Genomic DNA, 21,504 nt, shown 5'->3' with positions numbered 1-21,504 from the left:
TAATACCGTTTATGCGATTGCGCACCTTTACCGTAGTCGGGCTGCTGGCCCTGTTGCACATCTACATCGGCGCGCGCCTGCTGCCGGCCATGCCGGTTCCCATCCTGCTCAAGGCCGTCGGTGCCGCCTTGCTGGCCGCCTCGGTGCTGCTGATTCCCGCCGGCCTGTTGTCGCATGCGATCCGGCGTCAGCCGCTGGCGGACCGTGTAGCCTGGGCCGGGCTGTTCGCGCTTGGCGTGTTTTCGTCGCTGCTGGTGCTGACGCTGCTGCGCGAGCTCGTGCTCCTGGGCGCTGTCCTTGTCGGCGGCTATGGGAACGCGCTGCTGGCGCGCTCGGCGCTGGCGGTGCCGGTGCTGGCCGCCGTCGTGACCCTGGTCGGTTTCATCAATGCCCGGCGCCTGGCGCGCGTGGTCGATGTCGACATCCCGATCGACGGCCTGCCGCAGCAACTGCATGGCTTTACCATCGCGCAGATCAGCGACATCCATGTCGGGCCGACCATCAAGCGCGGCTACCTGGACAAAATCGTCGACAGGGTCAATGCCCTGGAAGCCGATCTGGTGGCCGTCACCGGCGACCTGGTCGACGGCAGCGTGCGCCATCTCGCGCCGCACACCGCGCCGCTGGCGCGCCTTCAAGCCCGCCATGGCGCGTATTTCGTGACCGGCAACCATGAGTACTATTCGAACGCGCACGACTGGATCGCCGAAGTGAGCCGCCTCGGCCTGAAGGTGCTGATGAACGAGCACGTGGTGCTCAGCCACCGGGGCGAGGCGCTGCTGGTGGCGGGCGTGACCGACTTTACCGCGCACCATTTCGACCCGGCGCACAAGAGCGACCCGCATGCGGCGCTGGCCGGCGCCCCGCAGGTGGCGGTCAAGGTGCTGCTCGCGCACCAGCCGCGCAGCGCGCCGGCCGCCGCCGACGCCGGCTTCGACCTGCAGCTGTCCGGCCACACGCACGGCGGCCAGTTCCTGCCCTGGAACTTCTTCGTGCCGATGCAGCAGCCGTACATCGCCGGCCTGAACCGCCTGCGCCAGATGTGGGTCTACACCAGCCGCGGCACCGGCTACTGGGGGCCGCCGAAACGCTTCGGCGCACCGTCGGAAATCACGCGGGTGCGGCTGGTACCCGCGTGAGCGTCGGCGCCTAGCGCACCATCGTATTGCCGGAAAACAGATTCTTCAATTCGTGCGGCTGCGAGCGCCAATACTGCGGCGGCGCATCGACCTGCGCGCCCAGCTGCGCGGCCGCATGCCACGGCCAGCGCGGGTCGTACAGGATGCCGCGCGCCAGCGCCACCATGTCGGCTTGGCCCGACGCGATGATGTCTTGCGCCTGCTGCGCCTCGGTGATGAGCCCGACCGCGATGGTCGGCATGCCGGCATCAGCCTTGATCCTTGCCGCGAACGGCACCTGGTAGGCGGGGCCCAGCGCGATCTTCTGCAATGGCGACAAGCCGCCGCTCGATACGTCGATGAAGTCGCAGCCGCGCTGTTTCAGTTCCCGGGCGAAGGCCGTCGTCTGTTCGACATCCCAGCCGCCCTCGACCCAGTCGGTGGCCGACACGCGCACCCCGACCGGCTTGCCGGCGTCGAAGGCAGCGCGCACCGCATCGAACACTTCCAGCGGAAAGCGCAGGCGGTTCGGCAGCGCGCCGCCGTATTCGTCGTCGCGCCGGTTCGATAGCGGCGACAGGAACTGGTGCAGCAGATAGCCATGGGCCGCATGCACTTCGATGGCATCGATGCCGAGCCGGTCGGCACGCCTTGCCGCCGCTGCAAAGGCATCGCGGATGCGCTCCATGCCGGCGCGCTCGAGCGCCTGCGGCGTCTCGTCATGCGCGGCATACGGCAGTGCCGAGGGCGCCACCGTCTTCCAGCCGCGCGGCTGTGTCGACGGAATCGACTGGCCGCCTTCCCACGGCACGCGGGTCGACGCCTTGCGGCCGGCATGCGCGAGCTGGATCGCGATCGGCATGGCCGAATGACGGCGCACCGCGCCCAGCACCTCGCCCAGCGCGCGCTCGGTCGCGTCCGACCACAGGCCCAGGTCGTCCGGCGAGATGCGGCCTTCCGGCTCCACCGCGGTCGCTTCGAGGAACAGCAGGCCCGCGCCCGACAGCGCAAGATGCCCCAGATGAATCGTGTGCCAGTCGGTTGCCGCGCCTTCGCGGGCCGAATACTGGCACATCGGCGCGATCGCAATGCGGTTCTTCAGTTGCAGCGGGCCGAGGGAAATCGGCGAGAAAAGTTTGCTCATCAGAATATTTCCTTTGCGGGTGGAACTGGTAGGGGGGACACAATATGTCGTATGCTTCGCCTTTTCCGCCAACGACAACAGCCGACATGTCCGACCAAAACAAGTCCAATTTAAGCATTGTTGCGTCTTATCTGCTGGCCGCCGCCGCGCTCGCGATCGTGTTGCGCCACGGCTTGCTGGCATCGCTGTTTTCCGGGCTGCTGGTGTATTCGCTGGTGCATCTGCCCACGCCATTGTTGGGCAAGAACATCAGCGACCAGCGCGCGCGCATGATCGCCGTCGCGCTGCTGGCGGCGATCATCGTCTTGTTGCTGTCGCTGGCGATCTGGGGCGCGGTGTCGTTTTTCCAGAGCGATGCCGGCAGCGTGCAGGTACTGATGCAGAAGCTGGCCGACATCGTCGAGGCGTCGCGGCCGCAGATGCCGGCATGGCTGAAGGAGCACATTCCGGAAAGCGCGGAAGCCATCCGCGAGATGATCACCGCCTGGCTGCGCGCGCATGCCGCGCATGCGCAGACCATCGGCCAGGAAGCGGGGCGCACCATCGCGCACCTGCTGATGGGCATGGCCATCGGCGCCATGGCGGCCCTGTACGACACCACCACGCGGCACGACCACAAGCCGCTGGCCGCTGCGCTGCATGCGCGCGTGGTCAACCTCAACGACGCGTTCCGGCGCATCGTGTTCGCACAGGTGCGCATCGCCGGCATCAACGCGGTGCTGACTGCGGTCTATCTCGCGGTCTTGCTGCCGCTGGCCGGCATCCATCTGCCGCTGACCAAGAGCATGATCGCCGTAACCTTCTTTGCCGGCCTGCTGCCGGTGATCGGCAACCTGATCTCCAACAGCGTGATCGTGATCGTCAGCCTGTCCCATTCACTGGCCATCGCGGTGTCTTCGCTGCTGTTTTTGGTCGTCATCCACAAGCTGGAATATTTCCTGAATGCGAAGATCATCGGCTCGCACATCAATGCCCGCGCCTGGGAGTTGCTCGCCGCCATGCTGACCATGGAGGCGATGTTCGGGCTGCCCGGCCTGGTGGCCGCGCCGGTGTTCTACGCCTACGTGAAGAAGGAGCTGAGCGATGGCGGCCTGGTGTGACGAGCTGCTTCTTCTTGTTTTTTCGAAGTGATTCTTCTGTAATCTTCGCTTTTTCAAAAGCGGCCGCGCGCCTATGATGGCGTTGTTGCGAAAGACGCAAGCGGCGGCTTTCGCATCACCTGAATTCATTCTGGAGGATGCATGAAAAAGCTGTTTATCGGTTTGATGATCGCGGTCAGCGCGTTGTCGGTCGCCGTCTCGGAGGCGCAGGCCAAACGCATGGGCGGCGGCGGCTCGTTCGGGCGTCAATCGCAAAGCGTCAGCCGCCAGGCGCACGCACCGGCACAGAATCAGTCCGCCGTCGCTCCCAAGCCCGCCGCGCCGGCCAGCGCCCAGCCGGGCGTGCCGCCCAAGCCGTCGAGCCCGTGGAAGAGCATGCTCGGTGGCGCGCTGCTCGGTCTCGGCCTGGGTGCCCTGCTGTCGCATTTCGGCCTGGGCGGCGCCCTCGGCGGCATGCTGGGCAGCGTGCTGATGATCGCCTTGCTGGCGATGGCGGGCTTGTTCATCTATCGCATGCTGCGCCGCAAGAGCAGCGACGCCGGCGCGATGCGCAGCGCCTACGCCGGCGGCCCGACGGCGGGCTATACGCCTGAAATCGGTTCGCGCATCGAGCCGACACAACGCGCCGCGCCGCATGCCGACGAGCAGGTGACCGGCGCCGGTGCCGCACACAATCCGGCCAGCGCTGCGCCGTGGGGCGTGCCCGCAGACTTCGATGCGGCTGCCTTCCTGCGCCAGTCCAAGACCTATTTCATCCGCCTGCAGGCGGTATGGGACAAGGCCGACATCAATGACCTGCGCGAATTCACCTCGCCGGAACTGTTCGCCGAGCTGCGGCTGCAGTTGCAGGAGCGCGGCGCGTCTGCGAATCATACCGACGTGGTGACGCTCGATGCCGAACTGCTGGGCATCGAAACGATCAACAACGAGTATCTGGCCAGCGTCAAGTTCACGGGCATGATCAAGGAATCCGAGCAGGCGCCGGCGGAAGCATTCGCCGAGGTGTGGAACCTGTCGAAGTCGATATCGGGCCAGGGCGGCTGGGTGCTGGCGGGGATTCAGCAGCTGTCCTGATCAGCATTTGTAGCTCTTTGGACCGTGCACGGGAAACCGTGCACGGTTTTTTTTCGTCCAGTGAATTTATTTCGGCGTGCCGGAAGGCCCGCTGCCGGATGCCGCGCCGCCGCCGCCCGGGCCCTGGCTGCCACCGGACGTGGCCGCGCCCTGTTCGGAACCGGTGCCGCGCACGGGAGCCGTGCCGGCCTGCGTACCTTGCGCGCTAGGCACGGCCGCAGCCGGCGTATTGCCGCGATCGAGCTGCGACGGCGGCTGCGACGAGAAATAGGCGGCGAGCGCTGCGATGTCGCTGTCGCTGAGCCGCTTGGCGATCATATTCATCTGCATGCTCGGGTCGGTGTTGCGCGCGCCGCTTTTCCACTCGCCCATGGCCGCGGCCAGGTAGGACTTGTGCTGCCCGGCCAGGTAGGGATAGGTCGGCGCTTCGCCGGCGCCGCCCGGGCCATGGCAATTGACGCAGCCCTGCACGCCGAGCTTCTCGTCGCCGACGGCGGCCAGCATCTGGCCGCGTTTGTCCCCCTTATCGCCCTTGTCGTCCTGGCCGGACGCCTGTGCGCTTGCCGCCGGCGCTGCTGGAGGCAGCGTCGCGTAGTAGGTGGCGACGGCGTCGATCTGTTGCTGCGTCAGTGCCTTCGCGACCGGCGCCATCACGGCATTGTTGCGGCTGCCGCCGGCGTAGGCGGCGAGCTGGTGGGCCAGATAGGTTTTCGGCTGGCCGGCAATGCGCGGGAAGCCGCTGGCGGCGTTGCCTTCGCCCTTGGCGCCATGGCAGCTGGCGCAGGCCGGCACGCCGTTTTGTGGTGCGCCGCTGTTGGCGATCTGCATGCCGGCATTGCCGCGCGCATCCTGCGCGAGTCCGGTGGCGGAAAGGAGGGCGCCCGACAGCAGCGCAATGGCGGAAATGACGGTTCTCATACGTGCACCAGCGGGCCGGGGGATTTCAGGAATTTCGTCACGATCGCGTCGGCCGCCCAGAAGGCAAGGGCGCCAAGGGTGTCGGTCGGGTTGTAGGAGGCGTTCTGCGGGAAGTTCGACGCGCCGATCACGAACACGTTCGGTACATCCCAGCTCTGCAGGTAGCGGTTGACCACGCTGGTCGACGGATCGGTCCCCATCACCGTGCCGCCGGTGTTGTGCGTGGTCTGGTATTGCGTGATGGTGTACGGACCCTTGCGCGGGTCGCCCTCGACCAGCTGTCCGCCCATCGCCTTGCCGATTTCCAGCGCCTTGCCGGTGACGTAGGCCGACATCTTCAAGTCGTTTTCCGGAAAATCGAAGGTCATGCGCAACAGCGGCTGGCCCCAGGCATCCTTGTAGGTCGGATCGAGGTCCAGGTAGTTGTGGCGGGTGGCGACCGAGCTGCCGTGGACGTTGAGCGACGAGGTGTGGTTGTAGTGCTTGACCACCGCCTGTTTCCATTGCGCGCCCCAGGCCGGCGTGCCCTTGGGGGTCGGATGGAATTCGATCGGGCGCCCATGCGACATGATTTCGCCGATATAGGCGCCGCCGACGAAGCCGAGCGGGCCGTGGTCGAAGTTGTCGCTGACGAAGTTCGAGATCACGGTGCCGTTGGCGCCGGAACGCATGAATGGATTGATGTTGATTTTCTGGTCGAAGAATACCTGTACCGCGCTCGTGGTCTGGTAGGCATAGTTGCGTCCCACCGTGCCGCGCCCGGATTGCGGATCGTACGGGGTGCCGATGCCGGACAACAGCAGCATGCGCACGTTGTTGGTGGCGAAGGTGCCGACGATCACGAGCTTGGCCGGCTGCTCGAATTCGCGCCCGCTGGCGTCGACATAGATCACGCCGGTCGCCTGCTTTTTCGCGCTGTCGAGGTTGATGCGCAATACCTGCGCCTGCGTCTTCAGCGTGAAGTTCTTGTCCTTCAACAGCACCGGCAGCAGGATGGTCTGCGGCGACGATTTCGCGAAATGCTCGCAGCCGAAGCGCTCGCAATAGCCGCAGAACATGCAGGTATTGAGCGTCAAGCCTTCCGGGTTGGTATACGGCTGGCTGAGGTTGGACGATGGCTGCGGATACGGGTGATAGCCAAGGCTGGCCGCCGCCTTGCGAAACAGGGCCGACCCGTAAGGCTCTTTCATCGGCGGCGTCGGGTAGTCGCGCGAGCGCGGATCTTCGAACGGATTGCCGCCGGCGACCTTTTGGCCCTTGACGTTGCCGGCCTTGCCGCTGGTGCCGAGCAGGTACTCGAAGCGGTCGAAATGCGGTTCCAGTTCGGCCGCCGTCACGCCCCAGTCCTGGATCGTGACATCGTCGGGCAGGAAGTTCTTGCCGTAGCGTTCGATGGTGCGCGAGCGCATCCGGAAGTCGGAATCCTGGAAGCGGTAGGTCTGGCCGTTCCAGTGCACGGCGGCGCCGCCCAGCCCGCTGCCGGGCAAAAAGCTGGCCCAGCGCCGGATCGGCAGCGCCGTCTGCTTGATGTTGTTGCGAAACGTGTAGGTCTCCTTGGTGTTGTCTTGCATGAGCGCCTTGCGCACCGCGTAGCGCAGTTCGTCATGCATCTGCGGTCCTTGGAAATCCGGCACCGTAAAGCGCGGCTCGCCGCGTTCCAGCCCCACCACTTTCAGGCCGGCACGGGTCAGTTCGCGTCCCAGGAGGGTGCCGACCAGGCCGACGCCGAGCAGCACCGCATCCACTTCAGGCAGTCGTGTGGCCATGCTCATTTCCTTTCGCGATGCAGGCTGGCCGGGATGTCCGGATGGATATGAATGACGCCGCGGCTATTTTCCGCCAGGCTCATCGGCGCGCGGGTGTATTGCAGGCCGTATTGATCGACCAGCGTGTAATACGTGGCATAGGCGCCGGGAAAACCGATCATCTTCCACGCCACCATGTCCTTGTTGCCGCCGTAGACCGGGTCGCTGAAATAGCCTTCGATCGTCAGCTCCAGCAGCGACTCGAAAAACACGTTGGACGGCACGCCATTCAAGTCGATCGTGCCGTCCTGCAGCGATTTCAGATAGGTATCCTGTTCTTGCGCGCTCAACTTGGCGAAAGCGGGTTTGCCGCGTTTGGCCAAATCGTCTCGGATGCCGCGCAATGCGTTGTGGAACAATTCGGCTGGCGTGAATGGCAGCTGATAGCCCTGGGTCGGCGCACCTTCCCGCCACGGTCCGCTGCGATAGAGCCGTTCACCGGCGCCCCACGCGCCGCCGAGCTGCTTATCCAGGTACGACGGCACGCCCGCCTCCACCGCGCCGGGCCCGAGTTCGTCGGCTGGAATCAGGCGCGCCACAGCCGCCTCGATAAAATTTGCTTCCTCGGGTTTGAAAAAAGTATAAGGGGCGGCGTGTACAGGCGGCGGTACTGTGCCGCCCGTTTTGGCTGCATGCACCTCGGCGGCCGTCGATGCGACGGCGGCGCCGGCGACCTTGAAGAAGGAACGGCGGGATATCTTTTCCATGCATCACTCCCGTATGAGCGCTGATTGTCAGGGGCCGGCGCAAAGATGCAAGTTGCGTACCTTTGTCCTTTGGGCTGCACGGTCGACGATAGATGTTTCCATCGGGCAATGAACGCTAGTAGGTATCGACGATTTGAGTTGGGAAAAAGGAAAAAAACTCATCTTTCCGCCCGTCGCTGAAATTGATCTGTGGCAAGATATCGTACTGACTGTGGCCAGTTCCGCATCAGGCAACGGAAATGAATGCCTAACAAAAAAATGTCCGCCAACCCATCGCTCCTGTCGCGGCCGTGTACGTACTTTCAGTCTTTGTCGCTCAAGACAAAGCTGAGCGCCCTCATCATTTTCTTGTTCGCGGTATTCATCTGGGTGCTCGTCTATGTGTCGGTAACCGTGCTGAAAACCCAGTTCGAACAGGTATTGTTCGACCAGCAGTTTGCCGCGGCTCAGCGTATTGCCGCAGAGCTCGATAGCAAACTCAATGAACGCGTCGAAGGCTTGACGCAAGTCGCCGCCAAGATTCCTGCCGACTTGAGCGCGCCGTCGCTGGACGCTTACCTGTCGCAACTGGGTGCCCTGCATGTCAACTTCCGCGGCGGGATTGCGGTGATCGGACTGGATGGCAAGGCCATCGCCGACTATCCAGTGGCGCCAGGACGGCGCGGCATGTATTTCGGCGACCGCGACTATTTCCGCAACCCTGTGGCCACGCTGCGTCCTTACATCGACAAGCCGATCGTGGGGCGCGTGCTGAAGCGCCCGATACTGACGATTGCCGTGCCCGTGCTCGACGGTGCAGGCAAGGTGCGCGCGGTGATGACGGGGATAACCGATTTGACTGCGCCCAATTTCCTTGGCGTGATTGCGCAGCCTGCGGCGGCCGGCAAGGGCGACTTGTTTGTCGTTTCGCCGCGCGACCATCTGATTATTGCCGCCAGCGAGCCCGGTCGCGCGTTGACCGCGGTCGCACAGCGCGGCAGCAATCGCATGTACGACCGTTTCGTCGACGGCTTCGAGGGGTCCGGCATAGCGCCAAGTTCGCGCGGCATCACCAAGCTCTTTTCCGGCAAGCGTGTGCCGTCGTCGGGCTGGATCGTGATGCTGTCGCTTCCCACCGACATCGCATACAAGCCGCTCAAGCTGATGCAGCAATACGTGTATGCCGCCGCCGCCGTCATGACGCTGCTCGCCTTCCTGCTGATCCGCTGGATCGCGCGCGGCGTCCTGGCGCCGCTGGACGCCGCCGGCAAAGCGATGCGCGCCATGATTGGCGGGCAAGCGCCGCTGGTTCCGCTGCCGGTGGCGCACGACGACGAAGTCGGCCAGTTGATCGGCAACTTCAACCTGCTGGTCGAGGACCGCCATCGTTATGAAGCGGCGCTGCGCGCCAGCGAGCGCCGCCTGCGCGAGGTGGTCGAAAGCGCGCCCGAAGCGATTTTCCTGCAGTCCCGAGGCCGCTTCACCTACGTCAACAGCGCCGCAGTGCGCCTGTTCGGCGCCCAGGACAAAGCGCAACTGGTGGGCCGGGACGTCAGCGACCGAATGCATCCGGATCACCGGCGTGACTGCGAAGACATGCTGCGCAAGCTCGACGACGGGCATGCCGGAACTGCGTCGCGGGAAGCGCGCTATCTGCGTCTCGACAACAGCGCGGTGGATGTGGAGCTGTCGGCGGTGCCGTTCCGGCTGGACGACGAGGCCGGCGTGCTGATGTTCGTGCGCGATATTTCGGAGCGCAAGCGATCCGAGCAAACGCAAAAAAAGCTCAACCGCGCGCTGCGCCTGCTCAGCGAATGCAACATGGCGCTGGTGCATGCGGAACGCGAGCAGAGCCTGCTCGATGAAATCTGCCGCCTGGTCGTCACCAAGGGCGGCTACCGCATGGCCTGGGTCGGCTATGCCGAAGACGATCCGGACAAGTCCGTGCGGCCGATGAGCCGGTTCGGATACGACGACGGCTACGTTGATAGCGTGCACGTGTCGTGGGCGGACAACCAGAACGGTCACGGCGTGACCGGAACCGCCATCCGCAGCGGCAAAACCCAGATCATGAATTTCGATAGCAATCCCGGCATGGCGCTCTGGCGCGATGCCGCGCGCAGGCGCGGATACCAGGCAACCATTTCCCTGCCACTGGTTGCCGAACGACGGGTATTTGGTGCGATAACCATCTATTCGGCGGACTCCGATACGTTCGCCGAAGACGAAGTGCGCCTGCTGGAGGAGCTTGCCACCGATTTGGCCTTCGGCATTTCGATGCTGCGCATGCGCATTCAGCGCCAAGCCGCCGAAGAAAAGCTGGCCTTCCTGTCGCACCACGACCCATTGACCCACCTGCCGAACCGCGTGCTGCTGCGCGACCGCTTCGACCGCGCGGTGGCGAGCGCGGCACGCAGCCAGAGCAGCGTAGCCATGCTGTTTCTCGATCTCGACAACTTCAAGCGCGTCAACGACAGCCTCGGTCACGCCGTCGGCGATGAGTTGTTGCTGCGTATGGTCGCCCGGCTGCAGACTTGCATCGGCGACAGCGACACCATCAGCCGACACGGCGGTGACGAATTCGTGATCCTGCTTGGCGACGTGAGTGACCCCGCGGTGGTCAGTCGCACCGCGCAATCGATTCTCGACGCCGCGGCCGAACCGTTCGAAATCGGCGAGCACACGATCTCCACCTCTTTTAGCATAGGCATCAGCCTGTACCCGAGCGACGGCGGCGACTTCGACACCCTGCTCAAGCACGCCGATGTCGCGCTCTACCATTCCAAGGACAGCGGTCGCGACACCTATCACTTCTTCGCCAATACCATGAATGTCGATGCGCTGGCGCGCATGCAACTGCACAGCAATCTGCGCAAGGCGGTGAAGAACGGAGAGTTCCTGCTGCACTACCAGCCGCAGATCGACATTGCCAGCGGACGCATCGTCGGTGCAGAAGCGCTGGTGCGCTGGCAGCGGCCCGACGAAGGGCTGGTCGCGCCGGGAAGGTTCATTCCGCTGGCGGAAGAAACCGGCCTGATCGTGCAGATCGGCGAATGGGTACTGAACGAGGCATGCCGACAGGCGAAGACGTGGATGGACGCCGGCATGGCGCCGCTGATGATTGCCGTCAACCTCTCGGCGCAGCAGTTCAAGCGCGGCGACATCGTCGCCACTGTCGCCCGCGCGCTGGAACAATCCGGCTTGCCTGCCGACTTGCTGGAACTGGAACTGACCGAATCCATCCTGCTGCAGGAAACCGGTGAAGTGATGGAAACGCTGCACCATTTGAAGAAGCTCGGCGTGCGCCTGTCGATCGACGATTTCGGCACTGGCTACTCCAGCCTGTCCTACCTCAAGCGGCTGGCGGTCGACAAACTCAAGATCGACCAGTCCTTCGTACGCGACCTGGCCGACGACGCCGACGACGCCGCCATCGTCAAGGCCGTCATCCAGCTCGGGCATTCACTGCAACTGACCGTTATCGCAGAAGGTGTGGAGACCCAAGATCAGCTGGCTTTCTTGCGCGGATATGGGTGCGATCAGGCGCAGGGGTATTTGATTGCGCGGGCGTTGCCGGCGGGGGAGTTTGTCGAGTTTGCGGGTGTCGTGAGGTAGATAGTCCCGACTTTGAGTGTTTGCGAAAATGTGGCAATCATTACCAGATCGATACGATCTAGCTCTTTAAATGGAGATAAATTTTCTCCATTAGTATGGATTTGCCGCATTTTTTATGTACTTGTTTTCCTCATCCAGAAGTACCAGAGAGCCTTGTTGTGTTTTTCTGTCACCAGGGATAATGACAGACTTCCCGTTTGCCTGAACATTAATTCCAATGGAGTAGGTGCCGTCTTCGTCGCTCCATTCCTGAAAAACAGAATATTCGGCATTACCTTTTGCGAACGACAGAGAATAATCTCCGAAGCCAGCGTTTGCTTTTCCGCCTCCACGCCTCATTCCCGAAAACTCAAAATTTTTCCATGAGCTTTCGTTCAGTGGTTCTGGAAATTGCAGCTCGACGTTTTGGTACTTTCCAAATCTATATACAAGGTATGGCGGATTTTCGCCTCTACAAATGGACATCAATTTTTTTGATTTTTTTTCCTGGAACGAAAAAATTATTTTTTCGTATTCCGTACACAGAGTTTGGGCATGTAGCGGGAATGTCGAAAAGATCAGCCAGTAAACCAAGAAGGCTTTTTTTAGCATGAGTGTCTTTCTATTTTTTAGAGTTATATTCTATGTAGAATTTTTCTAAATTGGACGCATATTCTGGATTGATATTGCGCCAATTTTCACCATTGTGGCCCTCAGCAATTTTTTCAAAATTTTTCATCCTCAGGCCGTTTAAGAGGACTTTGTTCGATTTCGCAAATTTCAGAAATGCCTTGATATGTTCCACATCACTCCGGCTCATAGCTTTAGTAAATGCCTTCACATCATTAAACCCCGCCCTCTTATAGTTAAAACCCATAATTTGGAACTTTCCCCACGAGCAGGCTTCTAGTGCTGCAAAAGGGTCGAGTTGATATGCCTTACTAAGGCGCTTGTATTGAAAGATTCCACTCGGACCGTAGACGTCGCTCTCCATTAAAATAGCGCCGGATTTTAGCTCGATCCATTCACCCCTCTTATTCTTTTTCGCTCGTGAGTACGCCGGGCCACAAATGTCCGGGTATTTGTTTTCATATGGGCTTGGCAGCTTTTTCTTCGGACTTGTTCGGTTTTTGAATTGATGGCGTTCGTAGAGAATTTTCGGAACCATTCTATTTCCAAGTTTAAAGAAGGATGACGAGGAAGATTCTTGCTTGGCAAGTGCATAGATTAGTCCCGGCTGACACTGCAATTCCTTGGCTGCGTCCTCAATATCACTCTGCGTTACATCTCCTCCGATGTATTCATCCAGAAACTCCTCTAACCTGGGAATGTCGCCTTCGGCTACCGTAAGAGGTTGTCCATTGGCTGTTTTGGCAGCCTTAGTTTGTATACCAGGATCCCTCGTGTCAGCTTTAGGTTTTGGAGGGTTATGCGTGCCGTACACTGGCTTGACTGGGTTATAAGGTACAGGTTGCTCTTTCAGTTCCTGTGGATGTGGATGCAGCTCTGCATTAATTACGACTAGCGGACTAACAAGCGTGCACAGCTTGTTTCCATAGCCAGACATAACTGCGGTGACTCTCTTAAATGTTCCATCGAATCGCTTGACCAGGATGCGTATCGCGTCAGTGGGCCAGTCCGTCATGATTTTCTGACTCTTGCCATCGTGTATGGTCGAGCCTTTGACGCTCTTGCCGCAATACTCGAGGATGTATTCGAGATTGCTGATCGGATTGCGGTCGGCATCGAGAAACAGGGTTTCGAAGCCGCAAACGGCTTCTTTGCGCAATGCGATTTTTTGTCCTGCTTTCAACCGGTTCGGATTGGGCAGGTTGTTCAACTTGATAAGGGTTGCGACCGTTGTGCCGTGGCGCATGGCGATCTTGCTTAGCGTCTCATGTTCCTGAACGATGTGAAAGTCTCTCATGTCGATTGCTCCTCGGCGAACTGGTCGTCATCATCGACTTCGAAATACTCCTCCACTTGCCAATCGCCAGCTTCAATAGCCACCTTAATGCGCCCACCTTGGTTTGCAAAAATCCTTTCCGTGAGGCCGTCATTGCTGGTAATGCCGCTAGTAATGAATGTGCCGTCTTCCTTGACGACCCGGTAGGATTTGCCGGCGCTGTTGAACCCTGGCTCTTCGTTCATTGCCAAATGCGAAAAATCGATTTGCTGGCTGAACAATGATGCATTTGGATCAAGTTTTAGTTCACCTTTGGCCAGAGAGACGAGTTCGACGGTCGCGCTCGCCGGCCCGCCCAACTCCTTCATCGCCGCCTTGAATTGCACGCTACCCGGCGCGTGAATCTCGATACTGCCGCTGCCGATCTTCACGTATGCGCCGCCGGCAGTCAGCAGCACGTGCTCCTTGGCCGCCACTTCCACCTTCGCATGCGTGCTGGCGACGTTCACATCCTTGTCCGCGGCGGCTTTCAGTTCACCGCTTTGCGCCTGCACGTCGACCTTGCCGTGCGCGGCATGCAGCTTGATGCCCTTGTCGCCATGGTCCTTGCGACCTGCCTTGGCGTCACCATAGGTGAACAGGCTGATGCCATCCTTGACCGCCAGGGCCAGGCTGCGGCCGATGGTTGCGCTCACGTCGGCGCCGCCGGTGATGGTGACCGTGCTTGCGCAGGCATGCATGTCCTGCGGCGTCAGCAGGGCGATGCCTGCCGGTGCGCTGACGACGAGGTCGGGGCGGCTGAAGGACGGGGCCGAGCCCGCGCCGCCGCTGTCTGCCGTGCTGATTCCCTCTACGCTGTGTGCGAGCGATTCGATGGATTGCGCCAGAACATTTTCGGGCCGCTCGTGCCTGTCCTTGTCGAATGTTGTGCCGGCAAAGGCGTTGTGCTGTTGCGCGGCGCCGGCCAGGCTCTTTTGCAGGTCATGCGCTTGCTGCAATTGCGCGCGCGCTTCCTTTGCATCCATCTGTGCGGCGCCGGCGTCCGGCCGGGCATCGGCGGAAATCAGCAAGCCTTGTCCAGCGCGGAGTGCGCCATGGGCGTCGGTCGTAAGTTCGACGCCGTGGCCGTGGCTTTGCCTTCTTTCGTTGTCGTGCTGCCGCTTGATGTGGCCGAGGTTCAGTTGCGTGCGGTGCTGGGTAGTTTGCAACCGCACGCCGAGCTGGTTGGTGCTGTCGTCGAACACCAGCGCGTTGTAGCCGCCGTTGCCGTGCTGGCTGTGGCCGATCTCCTGCGTCTTGAAACCGGAGAGCACGGCATTGTGCGCGTGATGGCCGCTTGCGCCTGCAAACCAGGCGGGCGCATTGCCGACCGCGGGACCGGCGCCTTGCGCGACCTGGTTGCCTTGCCCGTCCGGCGCTCCCTTGCCGTTGTACAGGCTGCCGGTGACGACCGGGCGGTCGATGTCGCCTTCGATGAAGTCGACGACCACTTCCTGGCCGATGCGCGGGATGAAGCTGCCGCCCCAGTTGGCGCCGGCCGCCGCTTCCGCCACGCGCACCCAGATGGATGCGGCATCATTGCCGGGCGCATTGTCGTTTTCCTGGGGATGCGGGCGCCGGCTCTGGCTTTGCGCGCCGCGCTGCCAGTGCATTTGCAGCTTGATGCGGTGGTCGCGCTCGGTGCTGATGTCGTGGCCCGCAACGCCGACCACGATGGCGGTCTGGATGCCGGTGGCGGTGGGCTTCGGATGCAGCAGTGCGCCATGCCCGTCCTCGCTCATCGGTCGCCACGGGATATCGGCGCGCAGCGCGCTGAGGCGGTTGCTGTAGAGCGCCTCTTCCTGCTTTTGCTGAGCGCTGGAAACGCTGTTGGCGAACAGGCCCTCGGCCAGCACGCGCGCTGCAGACGTCAGGTTATTGCGGGCGTGATGCTCGACGCGGATGACGGCGAAGGTGGCCGCATTGTCGCCGGCTGCCACGCGATCGGTGTCATGAACGGCATGGCCGGTCAGCACGAAGGTGCTGCCCGGCGAGAGCGTGCGCACGGTGCCGGCGCCGCTATAGGTCTTGTTGCGCGCTTCGAATGCCTCCAGGCGCAGGCGGGCATGGCGCTCGGCCTCGGTCAGGCCGGCGAAATGGCGCTCGCCCGGATAGTCGATGCTGGCCAGGTCCGGCACGTCGCCGTTGTCATGCGTGGTGTGCAGTTCGGCGCCGATGATGCTTGCTTGCGCGTCGTTCCAGCTGGCGATGGCAATGGCATTGGTGCCGAGACGGCGCTGCGCATGCCACGCGGTGATGCTGTCGCTCTTTTCGGTGGCGGCGGCACGGTGGTAGCGGATCGGATTTTGCGCGTTCGGTGCAAAGGCGCCATTATGGTCGGCGATCACCAGCGTGTGGCTGCCGAAGCTGGCGCTCGCAACATCGGCCTGGTGCTCGAACCAGTAGAACAGACCTTCTTCTGCCAGCAGGCGCTCGATGAACGCAAGGTCGCTTTCCTCGTACTGGGTGCAGACGTCGCGCGGCAGGTACTGGTTCGGGCCGGCCAGCGCCAGCCGCCAGGACGGGGCGAGCTTGCCCTTGCCGCGGTAGTCGCCAAAGATCTCCTGCACGATGTCGAGCACGTTCTTGCCCTGCCACACATAGCTGTCGCGACGGTGACGCAGCAGCGCCAGCCAGGGTTCCAGCCGGAGACGGTAGCGCGCCAGGCCGCCGTCTGCGCTCATGCGCTCGAACGCGGTGACATGGCCGTGGATCGGACGAAGGTCGCGGCGGCTGTGTTGCGTGAGCAGCTGCAGCAGCGCCGGCTGCCCGAGCAGTGCATTCAAGTCAATACGGTCGTCGCTCGACAAGGCAACGATGTCGAAGCAGAAGCCTTCGCTCAATCCTTCATGGCCATCGATGCGTTCCACCAGCAGCTTGTCGGAGCCGAGTGCAGTTGTCAGGCGAAGCAGGCGGGTGTCTTGCGTGAGACCAGGCAGCTGCGGGGAGAGCGGCGGAGCAAAATGCGCGGCGTCGCCGACGGCATCTTGGGTGGTGTCAAACATGCACTTCCTTGTGAAATAGTTAACATTAAGCTAACAATATTTCATCACGTAATTGCATTTATGACAATATGTTTCTGGGTGGGATTATTCCAACGGCACGGCCCGGTAACGGTTTATTTGCTGAGATGAAACCATCGACGCTTGGTTGCCCCAAGCATTGCGGATGTAAGACACTACGGCGGCGGCTTCCTCGTCGCTGAACACATTGGCGAACGGCGGCATGCCATAGGGGCGCGGGTTACCTTGCGTACTCGGCGGGTAGCCGCCATGCAGCACCGCATGGATCGGATTGACCGGCGCATCGAGCACCACGGCACGGTTGCCGGCCAGCGGCGGATAGTCGGGCGGCACGCCTTCGCCGGACGCCTTGTGGCAGTCGGCGCAATGCCTTTCGTACAGCAATGCGCCGAGCTTGAGCGTCTTTTCGTCTTCCGGCGCGAGTGGCCTTTCGTCGCCGGCGCGCGGCAGCCGCTTCAGGTACAGCGCCATGGCGCGGATGTCGTCGTCGCTCAGGTATTGCAGGCTTTCGCGCACCACTTCGGCCATCGGCCCGGACACCGCACCCCGGTCCGACACCCCGGTCTTGAGCAGGCGCGCGATCTGCGGGATGTCCCAGCTGCCCAAGCCGGTATCGGCTTCGCCGGTCAGCGACGAGGCGTACCAGTCGAGCAGCGGGATCATCGCACCGCGCAACTCGCCGCCGTCCTGCGTAGCGCCCAGGAAATTGCGCGGGGTATGGCAGGCATTGCAGTGGCCGAGTCCCTGCACGAGGTAGGCGCCGCGGTTCCATTCTGCATTCTGATAGCCCTGCGGCTGGTACACGCCGGGCCGGAAATACAGTGCGCGCCAGCCGATCAGCAGCGCGCGCAGGTTGAACGGGAAACGCATGTCCGCCTCGCGATTGGGCTGGTGCGCCGCCGGCAGCGACTGGAGATAGGCGAACAGCGCATCGGAGTCGGCGCGCGTGACCTTGGTGTAGTTTGGGTAGGGAAAGGCCGGATAGAGCAGCTTGCCGCCCTTCGATTTGCCGTTATGGAGCGCGCGCCAGAAATCGTCGGCGCTCCAGCTGCCGAGGCCGGTGTCCCGGTCCGGCGTGAGGTTGGGCGCGTAGACGGTGCCAAACGGCGTCCTGATGGCCCGGCCGCCGGCGTAGGCTACCCCGCCGCGCGCCGTATGGCAGGCCAGGCAGTCGCCGGCGCGCGCCAGATAGGCGCCCCTGGCGAGCTGCCCGGCCCGGTCGGCGACGGCCGAAGCCGGCGGCCCGGCGTCTTCCCGCAAGCCGTAATACAGCGTGACGACGATGGCGATGAACAGCACGGTCAGGACGGCAATGGCGGCGCGCTTCATCGGTTACCTCGCCTCCGGCACACTGCCGCATGCCACAGGCAGCGGAGCGGGAAGGGCCAGTGCCGGCGCCGCCTTGGCCGGCACCTGGCGCGTGGCCAGCCAGGCCGAGACGGCGCTGATGTCTTCCGGGCTCAGCTGGCGGGCGATCTGGCCCATGCAGTCGGGCGCCATGGCGCGCCGCGCGCCGCTGCGCCAGGCGCCGAACTGGGCATTGATGTAATCGCGCGGGATGCCGAGCAGGCCGGGAATGAACGGCGCAACGCCGGTCAATGCCTTGCCGTGGCAGGCAACGCAGGCCGGAATCTTGCGGGAGGCGTCGCCCGACATCGCCAGCGCGCGCCCTTTTTCCAGAACGGTGGGCGACACGTCCAGCGTCGGCGGAGGCGGATAGGGGACTTCCTGCGCGGCGAAGTAATTCGCCATTTCCTCCAGATAGGCGTCCGACAGGTGCTGCACCATGTATGCCATCAACGGATATTGCCGCCGCCGGCCGTCGCGGAAGTTGAGCAGCTGGTGATGCAGGTAGCCGGCCGGCTTGCCGGCAATGCGCGGGTAATAGCCGTCGCGCGCGGCGCGGCCTTCCTTCCCATGGCACGCCATGCATGGCGCGACGCGCTTGCCGATGGCGGTCGGATCGGCCGCCTGCTGCGCTGCTGCCGCGCCGCTGGCAAGAACAAGGCTGGCCAGGAAGCGGCCAGCCAGGATTGGCAGGAAGCGATGAATGAGCGGCGGCATGCTTGTTCTTGTTGGCGACGATGTAACGGCATTGTAAGTCGCCCGCCGTCCTCGCGCCTGCGCCGCCGCATGCATAAAACGCTACTTTTTGAGGAAACTTATCGTGCGTCGAACTATCGGATAAGAAAGAGGGGAAGGTCGATTTTCCCCTCCCTTCGAGTGAATGTGACATGGAGCAAGATCATGCCGATCCTGAATAGAAGCAGCGAGAAACATAACAAGGGGCAACGGGTAGAGCCCACCAGTTCGCAGGGAATCCAATCCTCGTCGGTGACGCCGAGCGATGTGGCGCCGGAGGATGCGTCCTCGCGCGACATCAAGGAGCACAAGCTGCACTCCGACGATCTGGAAGAGCGCGCGCAGGCATTGTTGGATGAAGCGATCGAAGAAACCTTCCCGGCCAGCGACCCGGTTTCGATCCCGACTTTCGAGGAAGCGCTGGAAAAAGTGAAGGCGCAAAAAGAAAGAGATGATGCGGCCGCCGCGCGCCGCTGATCCTGCTGCCCCATCAATTCCATGAATGGCCGGGCCGGGCGCTTTCCGCCCGGCCCGGCCGCATGCGCCTGTTACTTCATGCGCGCAGCCAGCACGTCGCGCAACCTCGCATCCGCTTCGCGCAGCATCTTTTCCGTCGTCTCCCAGCCGACGCAGCCGTCGGTCACCGAACAGCCATACTTCAGTTGCGACAGGTCTGCCGGAATCGACTGCTTGCCGGCGGCAATATTTGATTCGATCATCACGCCGACCAGCGACTTGTTGCCGAAGCGGATCTGGTTGACGACATCGGCCATCACCAGCGGCTGCAATTCCGGATTCTTGAAGCTGTTCGCATGCGAGCAGTCGACCACGATGTTGGCCGGCAGCTTGGCCTTGGCCAGCGCCTGCTCGGCCATTGCAACCGATACCGTATCGTAGTTCGGGCGGCCGTCACCGCCGCGCAGCACCACGTGGCCGTAGCGGTTGCCGCGGGTGCGCACGATCGCCGTGCGGCCCTGGTCGTTCATGCCGAGGAACGAGTGCGGGTGCGAGGCCGACAGGATCGCGTTAATGGCGATGCTGATATCGCCGTCGGTGCCGTTCTTGAAGCCGACCGGCGTCGACAGGCCGGACGCCATTTCGCGATGCGTCTGCGATTCGGTGGTGCGCGCGCCGATCGCGGTCCACGCAATCAGGTCGCCCAGGTATTGCGGCGAGATCGGGTCGAGCGCCTCGGTCGCCGTCGGCAGGCCGAGCTCGCACACGTCGAGCAAAAACTGGCGCGCATTGGCCATGCCGCGCTCGATGTGGAAAGAGTCGTCCATGTCGGGGTCGTTGATGTAGCCCTTCCAGCCGGTGGTGGTGCGCGGCTTTTCGAAATACACCCGCATCACCAGCAGCAGCGTGTCCTTGACTTCATCCTGCAAGGCGCGCAGGCGGTGCGCATAGTCGAGCCCGGCGACCGGATCGTGGATCGAGCACGGGCCGACCACCACGAACAGGCGTGGGTCGCGGCGGTCGAGGATGTTGCGCAGCACCTCCCGGCTGTGCGTGACCACGCTGCCGGCCCGCTCCGACAGCGGCAGGCGCGCATGCAGCTCTTGCGGCGTGGGCATGGCATCGAAGGAAGTGACGTTGACGTTTTCGACATTAAAGGTGGTCATGATCGGGCGGCTATCTCGGTGAAGTGGAGCGCCAGAGGGCCCGGCAAGGGGCATCTTGGCGGCGAAAAAACAATAGTGTAGCCGGTTGGAACCGCCACAGGGAGCGGCGGCGCCAGGACGCGGGCGCGACAGCGCCCCAGCGCTGGCGTAGAATCGGGGGCGTGCGCGTCTGCCGGGGGGCTTCCCGGCATCGCCGCACTCTTCCTGTCAATTCCGCAATACCGGCCTCGGGCCCGCCGTTCCATGTTCAACCAACCCATCGTGATGCTCGACTTCGAAACCACCGGCCTGAGTCCGGCGGCGGGCGACCGCATCACCGAAGTCGCCGCGCTGCGCATCGCAGACGGGCGCATCGTCGAGCGCTTCGTGTCCCTGGTCAATTGCGGCGTCCGGGTGCCGTTCTATATCACCCAGCTGACCGGCATCACGCAGGCGATGGTCGATGCCGCGCCGTGCGTGTCGGAAGTGGTGCCGGCGCTGCTGCGCTTCATCGGCAGCGATACGCTGTCGGCCCACAATGCCAGTTTCGACGAAAAGTTCCTGACGGCGGAAAGCCGCAGCCTCGGGCTTGCGCCGCAGTACGAACGCATGGTCTGTTCACTCAAGCTGGCGCGCCGCCTGTTCCCGGGACTGCCGAGCTACAAGCTGTCGGCGCTGTCAGCTGCGCTGGGCATCCGTTTTTCCGGCAGCGCGCACCGGGCCGAGGCCGATGCCGAGGTCAGCGCAAAGGTGCTGATCCACATCGGCGAACACTTGGCGCGCAGCTATGGCGTGCCGCACATCGAACCGCAGTTGCTGGCGCGCGTCAACGGCTTGAGCGCCGCCAAGGTGCCGGCTTTCCTGCACAGCGCATTCGCGCAATAGCCATCGCCTCCGGAGGCTGCCCATGAAAACGATGTACGTCTGGATCGGCCTGCTGCTGCCGCTTGCCGCTTGCGCTGCTCACCATCCCGGCAAGTGCACGGCGCAGGCCGAGGCGCAGTGCGCGAACCCGGCTGCGGCGCCACGGCGCGCGGTGGCGCGCAGCCCCGAACGCCCCGGCGCGCAGTCAGTGACGTCGGCCACGTCCGCGCCCGTCATCGTGCCGCCGCATGGTGCGACGGCGCCGGCGCCGACGGTGGGCGTGTGCGATCCGGGCGGATGCTGGGATACTGGCGGGAACCGCTACAACGGCGGCGCCAACGGCACTTTCCTGAACGGGAGCGGCAAGCTTTGTCAGCGCAACGGCACCTCGATGCAATGCTTCTGAACCGGTTCAGCTGTTTTGCCCGGGATGAAGCTCTGACGGTTGCCTGTCACAAAATTCCCTTCATGCAATTTCGCCGATGGCGAAACGTGGTCTTGCACGGTCTATGAATTTTCCCAGGACAACGGAACTAAGGGGAATAGTTGC

Annotated in this window: 17 protein-coding genes; 7 read left to right on the top strand and 10 right to left on the bottom strand. The window is 62.8% G+C overall.

What is annotated here, in order from left to right:
* The first annotated feature begins 11 nt into the window (after positions 1-11).
* Complete coding sequence (locus TSA66_RS24310; protein ID WP_040041877.1) at positions 12-1,139, top strand: metallophosphoesterase; 1,128 nt, start codon at positions 12-14, stop codon at positions 1,137-1,139.
* A 10-nt stretch (positions 1,140-1,149) separates the two neighbouring features.
* On the opposite strand, the gene TSA66_RS24305 is transcribed toward TSA66_RS24310, so the two are convergent.
* On the bottom strand, positions 1,150-2,262 hold the full coding sequence (locus TSA66_RS24305; protein ID WP_040041876.1) for an NADH:flavin oxidoreductase/NADH oxidase: 1,113 nt from the start codon (positions 2,260-2,262) through the stop codon (positions 1,150-1,152).
* Between the two features lie 86 nt (positions 2,263-2,348).
* Between TSA66_RS24305 and TSA66_RS24300 the strand changes: the two genes are divergently transcribed.
* Both TSA66_RS24300 and TSA66_RS24295 read left to right on the top strand, forming a co-directional pair.
* Complete coding sequence (locus TSA66_RS24300; RefSeq protein ID WP_040041875.1) at positions 2,349-3,362, top strand: AI-2E family transporter; 1,014 nt, start codon at positions 2,349-2,351, stop codon at positions 3,360-3,362.
* Between the two features lie 141 nt (positions 3,363-3,503).
* Entirely contained in the window at positions 3,504-4,436 is a 933-nt protein-coding gene (locus TSA66_RS24295; RefSeq protein ID WP_040041874.1) for a Tim44 domain-containing protein, read from the top strand.
* 66 nt (positions 4,437-4,502) lie between these two features.
* On the opposite strand, the gene TSA66_RS24290 is transcribed toward TSA66_RS24295, so the two are convergent.
* The 3 genes from TSA66_RS24290 to TSA66_RS24280 are packed head-to-tail and all read right to left on the bottom strand — an operon-like array spanning position 4,503 to position 7,866.
* A complete protein-coding gene (locus TSA66_RS24290) occupies positions 4,503-5,354 on the bottom strand; it encodes a c-type cytochrome (RefSeq protein ID WP_052452579.1) in 852 nt (283 codons plus the stop codon).
* On the bottom strand, positions 5,351-7,120 hold the full coding sequence (locus TSA66_RS24285) for a GMC family oxidoreductase (RefSeq protein WP_040041873.1): 1,770 nt from the start codon (positions 7,118-7,120) through the stop codon (positions 5,351-5,353). The genes TSA66_RS24290 and TSA66_RS24285 overlap by 4 nt, the downstream gene beginning before the upstream one ends.
* Positions 7,121-7,122: 2 nt before the next feature.
* Positions 7,123-7,866: a gluconate 2-dehydrogenase subunit 3 family protein gene (locus tag TSA66_RS24280; protein WP_040041872.1), complete on the bottom strand. Its 744-nt coding sequence runs from the start codon at positions 7,864-7,866 to the stop codon at positions 7,123-7,125.
* A gap of 243 nt (positions 7,867-8,109) precedes the next feature.
* Here TSA66_RS24280 and TSA66_RS25870 point away from each other — a divergent pair, with 243 nt between their 5' ends.
* Positions 8,110-11,460 (top strand): EAL domain-containing protein, encoded by a 3,351-nt coding sequence (locus TSA66_RS25870; protein WP_052452578.1) that lies wholly within the window; start codon positions 8,110-8,112, stop codon positions 11,458-11,460.
* Positions 11,461-11,550: 90 nt separating this feature from the next.
* Here TSA66_RS25870 and TSA66_RS24270 read toward each other — a convergent pair whose 3' ends face one another.
* The 5 genes from TSA66_RS24270 to TSA66_RS24250 all read right to left on the bottom strand — a co-directional run bounded on the left by TSA66_RS24270 (position 11,551) and on the right by TSA66_RS24250 (position 18,471).
* Complete coding sequence (locus tag TSA66_RS24270; protein ID WP_040041871.1) at positions 11,551-12,051, bottom strand: hypothetical protein; 501 nt, start codon at positions 12,049-12,051, stop codon at positions 11,551-11,553.
* Positions 12,052-12,061: 10 nt separating this feature from the next.
* On the bottom strand, positions 12,062-13,366 hold the full coding sequence (locus TSA66_RS24265; protein WP_040041870.1) for a LysM peptidoglycan-binding domain-containing protein: 1,305 nt from the start codon (positions 13,364-13,366) through the stop codon (positions 12,062-12,064).
* The gene (locus TSA66_RS24260) at positions 13,363-16,389 is read right to left on the bottom strand and encodes a type VI secretion system Vgr family protein (protein ID WP_052452577.1); all 3,027 of its coding nucleotides are present in this window, start codon (positions 16,387-16,389) and stop codon (positions 13,363-13,365) included. The genes TSA66_RS24265 and TSA66_RS24260 overlap by 4 nt, the downstream gene beginning before the upstream one ends.
* Before the next feature lie 84 nt (positions 16,390-16,473).
* Positions 16,474-17,736: a c-type cytochrome gene (locus TSA66_RS24255; protein ID WP_040041869.1), complete on the bottom strand. Its 1,263-nt coding sequence runs from the start codon at positions 17,734-17,736 to the stop codon at positions 16,474-16,476.
* Positions 17,737-17,739: 3 nt separating this feature from the next.
* Positions 17,740-18,471 (bottom strand): c-type cytochrome, encoded by a 732-nt coding sequence (locus TSA66_RS24250; protein ID WP_052452576.1) that lies wholly within the window; start codon positions 18,469-18,471, stop codon positions 17,740-17,742.
* A 183-nt stretch (positions 18,472-18,654) separates the two neighbouring features.
* Between TSA66_RS24250 and TSA66_RS24245 the strand changes: the two genes are divergently transcribed.
* Positions 18,655-18,966, top strand: coding sequence for a hypothetical protein (locus tag TSA66_RS24245; protein WP_040041868.1), 312 nt, complete (start codon positions 18,655-18,657; stop codon positions 18,964-18,966).
* Positions 18,967-19,037: 71 nt separating this feature from the next.
* Here the strand turns inward: TSA66_RS24245 and TSA66_RS24240 are convergent, their stop codons facing one another.
* On the bottom strand, positions 19,038-20,111 hold the full coding sequence (locus tag TSA66_RS24240) for a 3-deoxy-7-phosphoheptulonate synthase (protein WP_040041867.1): 1,074 nt from the start codon (positions 20,109-20,111) through the stop codon (positions 19,038-19,040).
* Between the two features lie 243 nt (positions 20,112-20,354).
* On the opposite strand from TSA66_RS24240, the gene TSA66_RS24235 reads away from it, so the two are divergent.
* Together TSA66_RS24235 and TSA66_RS24230 are read left to right on the top strand one after the other, a co-directional pair.
* A complete protein-coding gene (locus tag TSA66_RS24235) occupies positions 20,355-20,975 on the top strand; it encodes a 3'-5' exonuclease (protein ID WP_040041866.1) in 621 nt (206 codons plus the stop codon).
* Positions 20,976-20,997: 22 nt separating this feature from the next.
* The gene (locus tag TSA66_RS24230; RefSeq protein ID WP_040041865.1) at positions 20,998-21,360 is read left to right on the top strand and encodes a hypothetical protein; all 363 of its coding nucleotides are present in this window, start codon (positions 20,998-21,000) and stop codon (positions 21,358-21,360) included.
* Positions 21,361-21,504 lie beyond the last annotated feature (144 nt).

It is taken from the genome of Noviherbaspirillum autotrophicum (assembly GCF_000818395.1).
In the GTDB taxonomy this organism is placed as follows: Bacteria; Pseudomonadota; Gammaproteobacteria; order Burkholderiales; family Burkholderiaceae_D; genus Noviherbaspirillum; species Noviherbaspirillum autotrophicum.
This window is presented reverse-complemented; position numbering and strand designations above follow the sequence as displayed.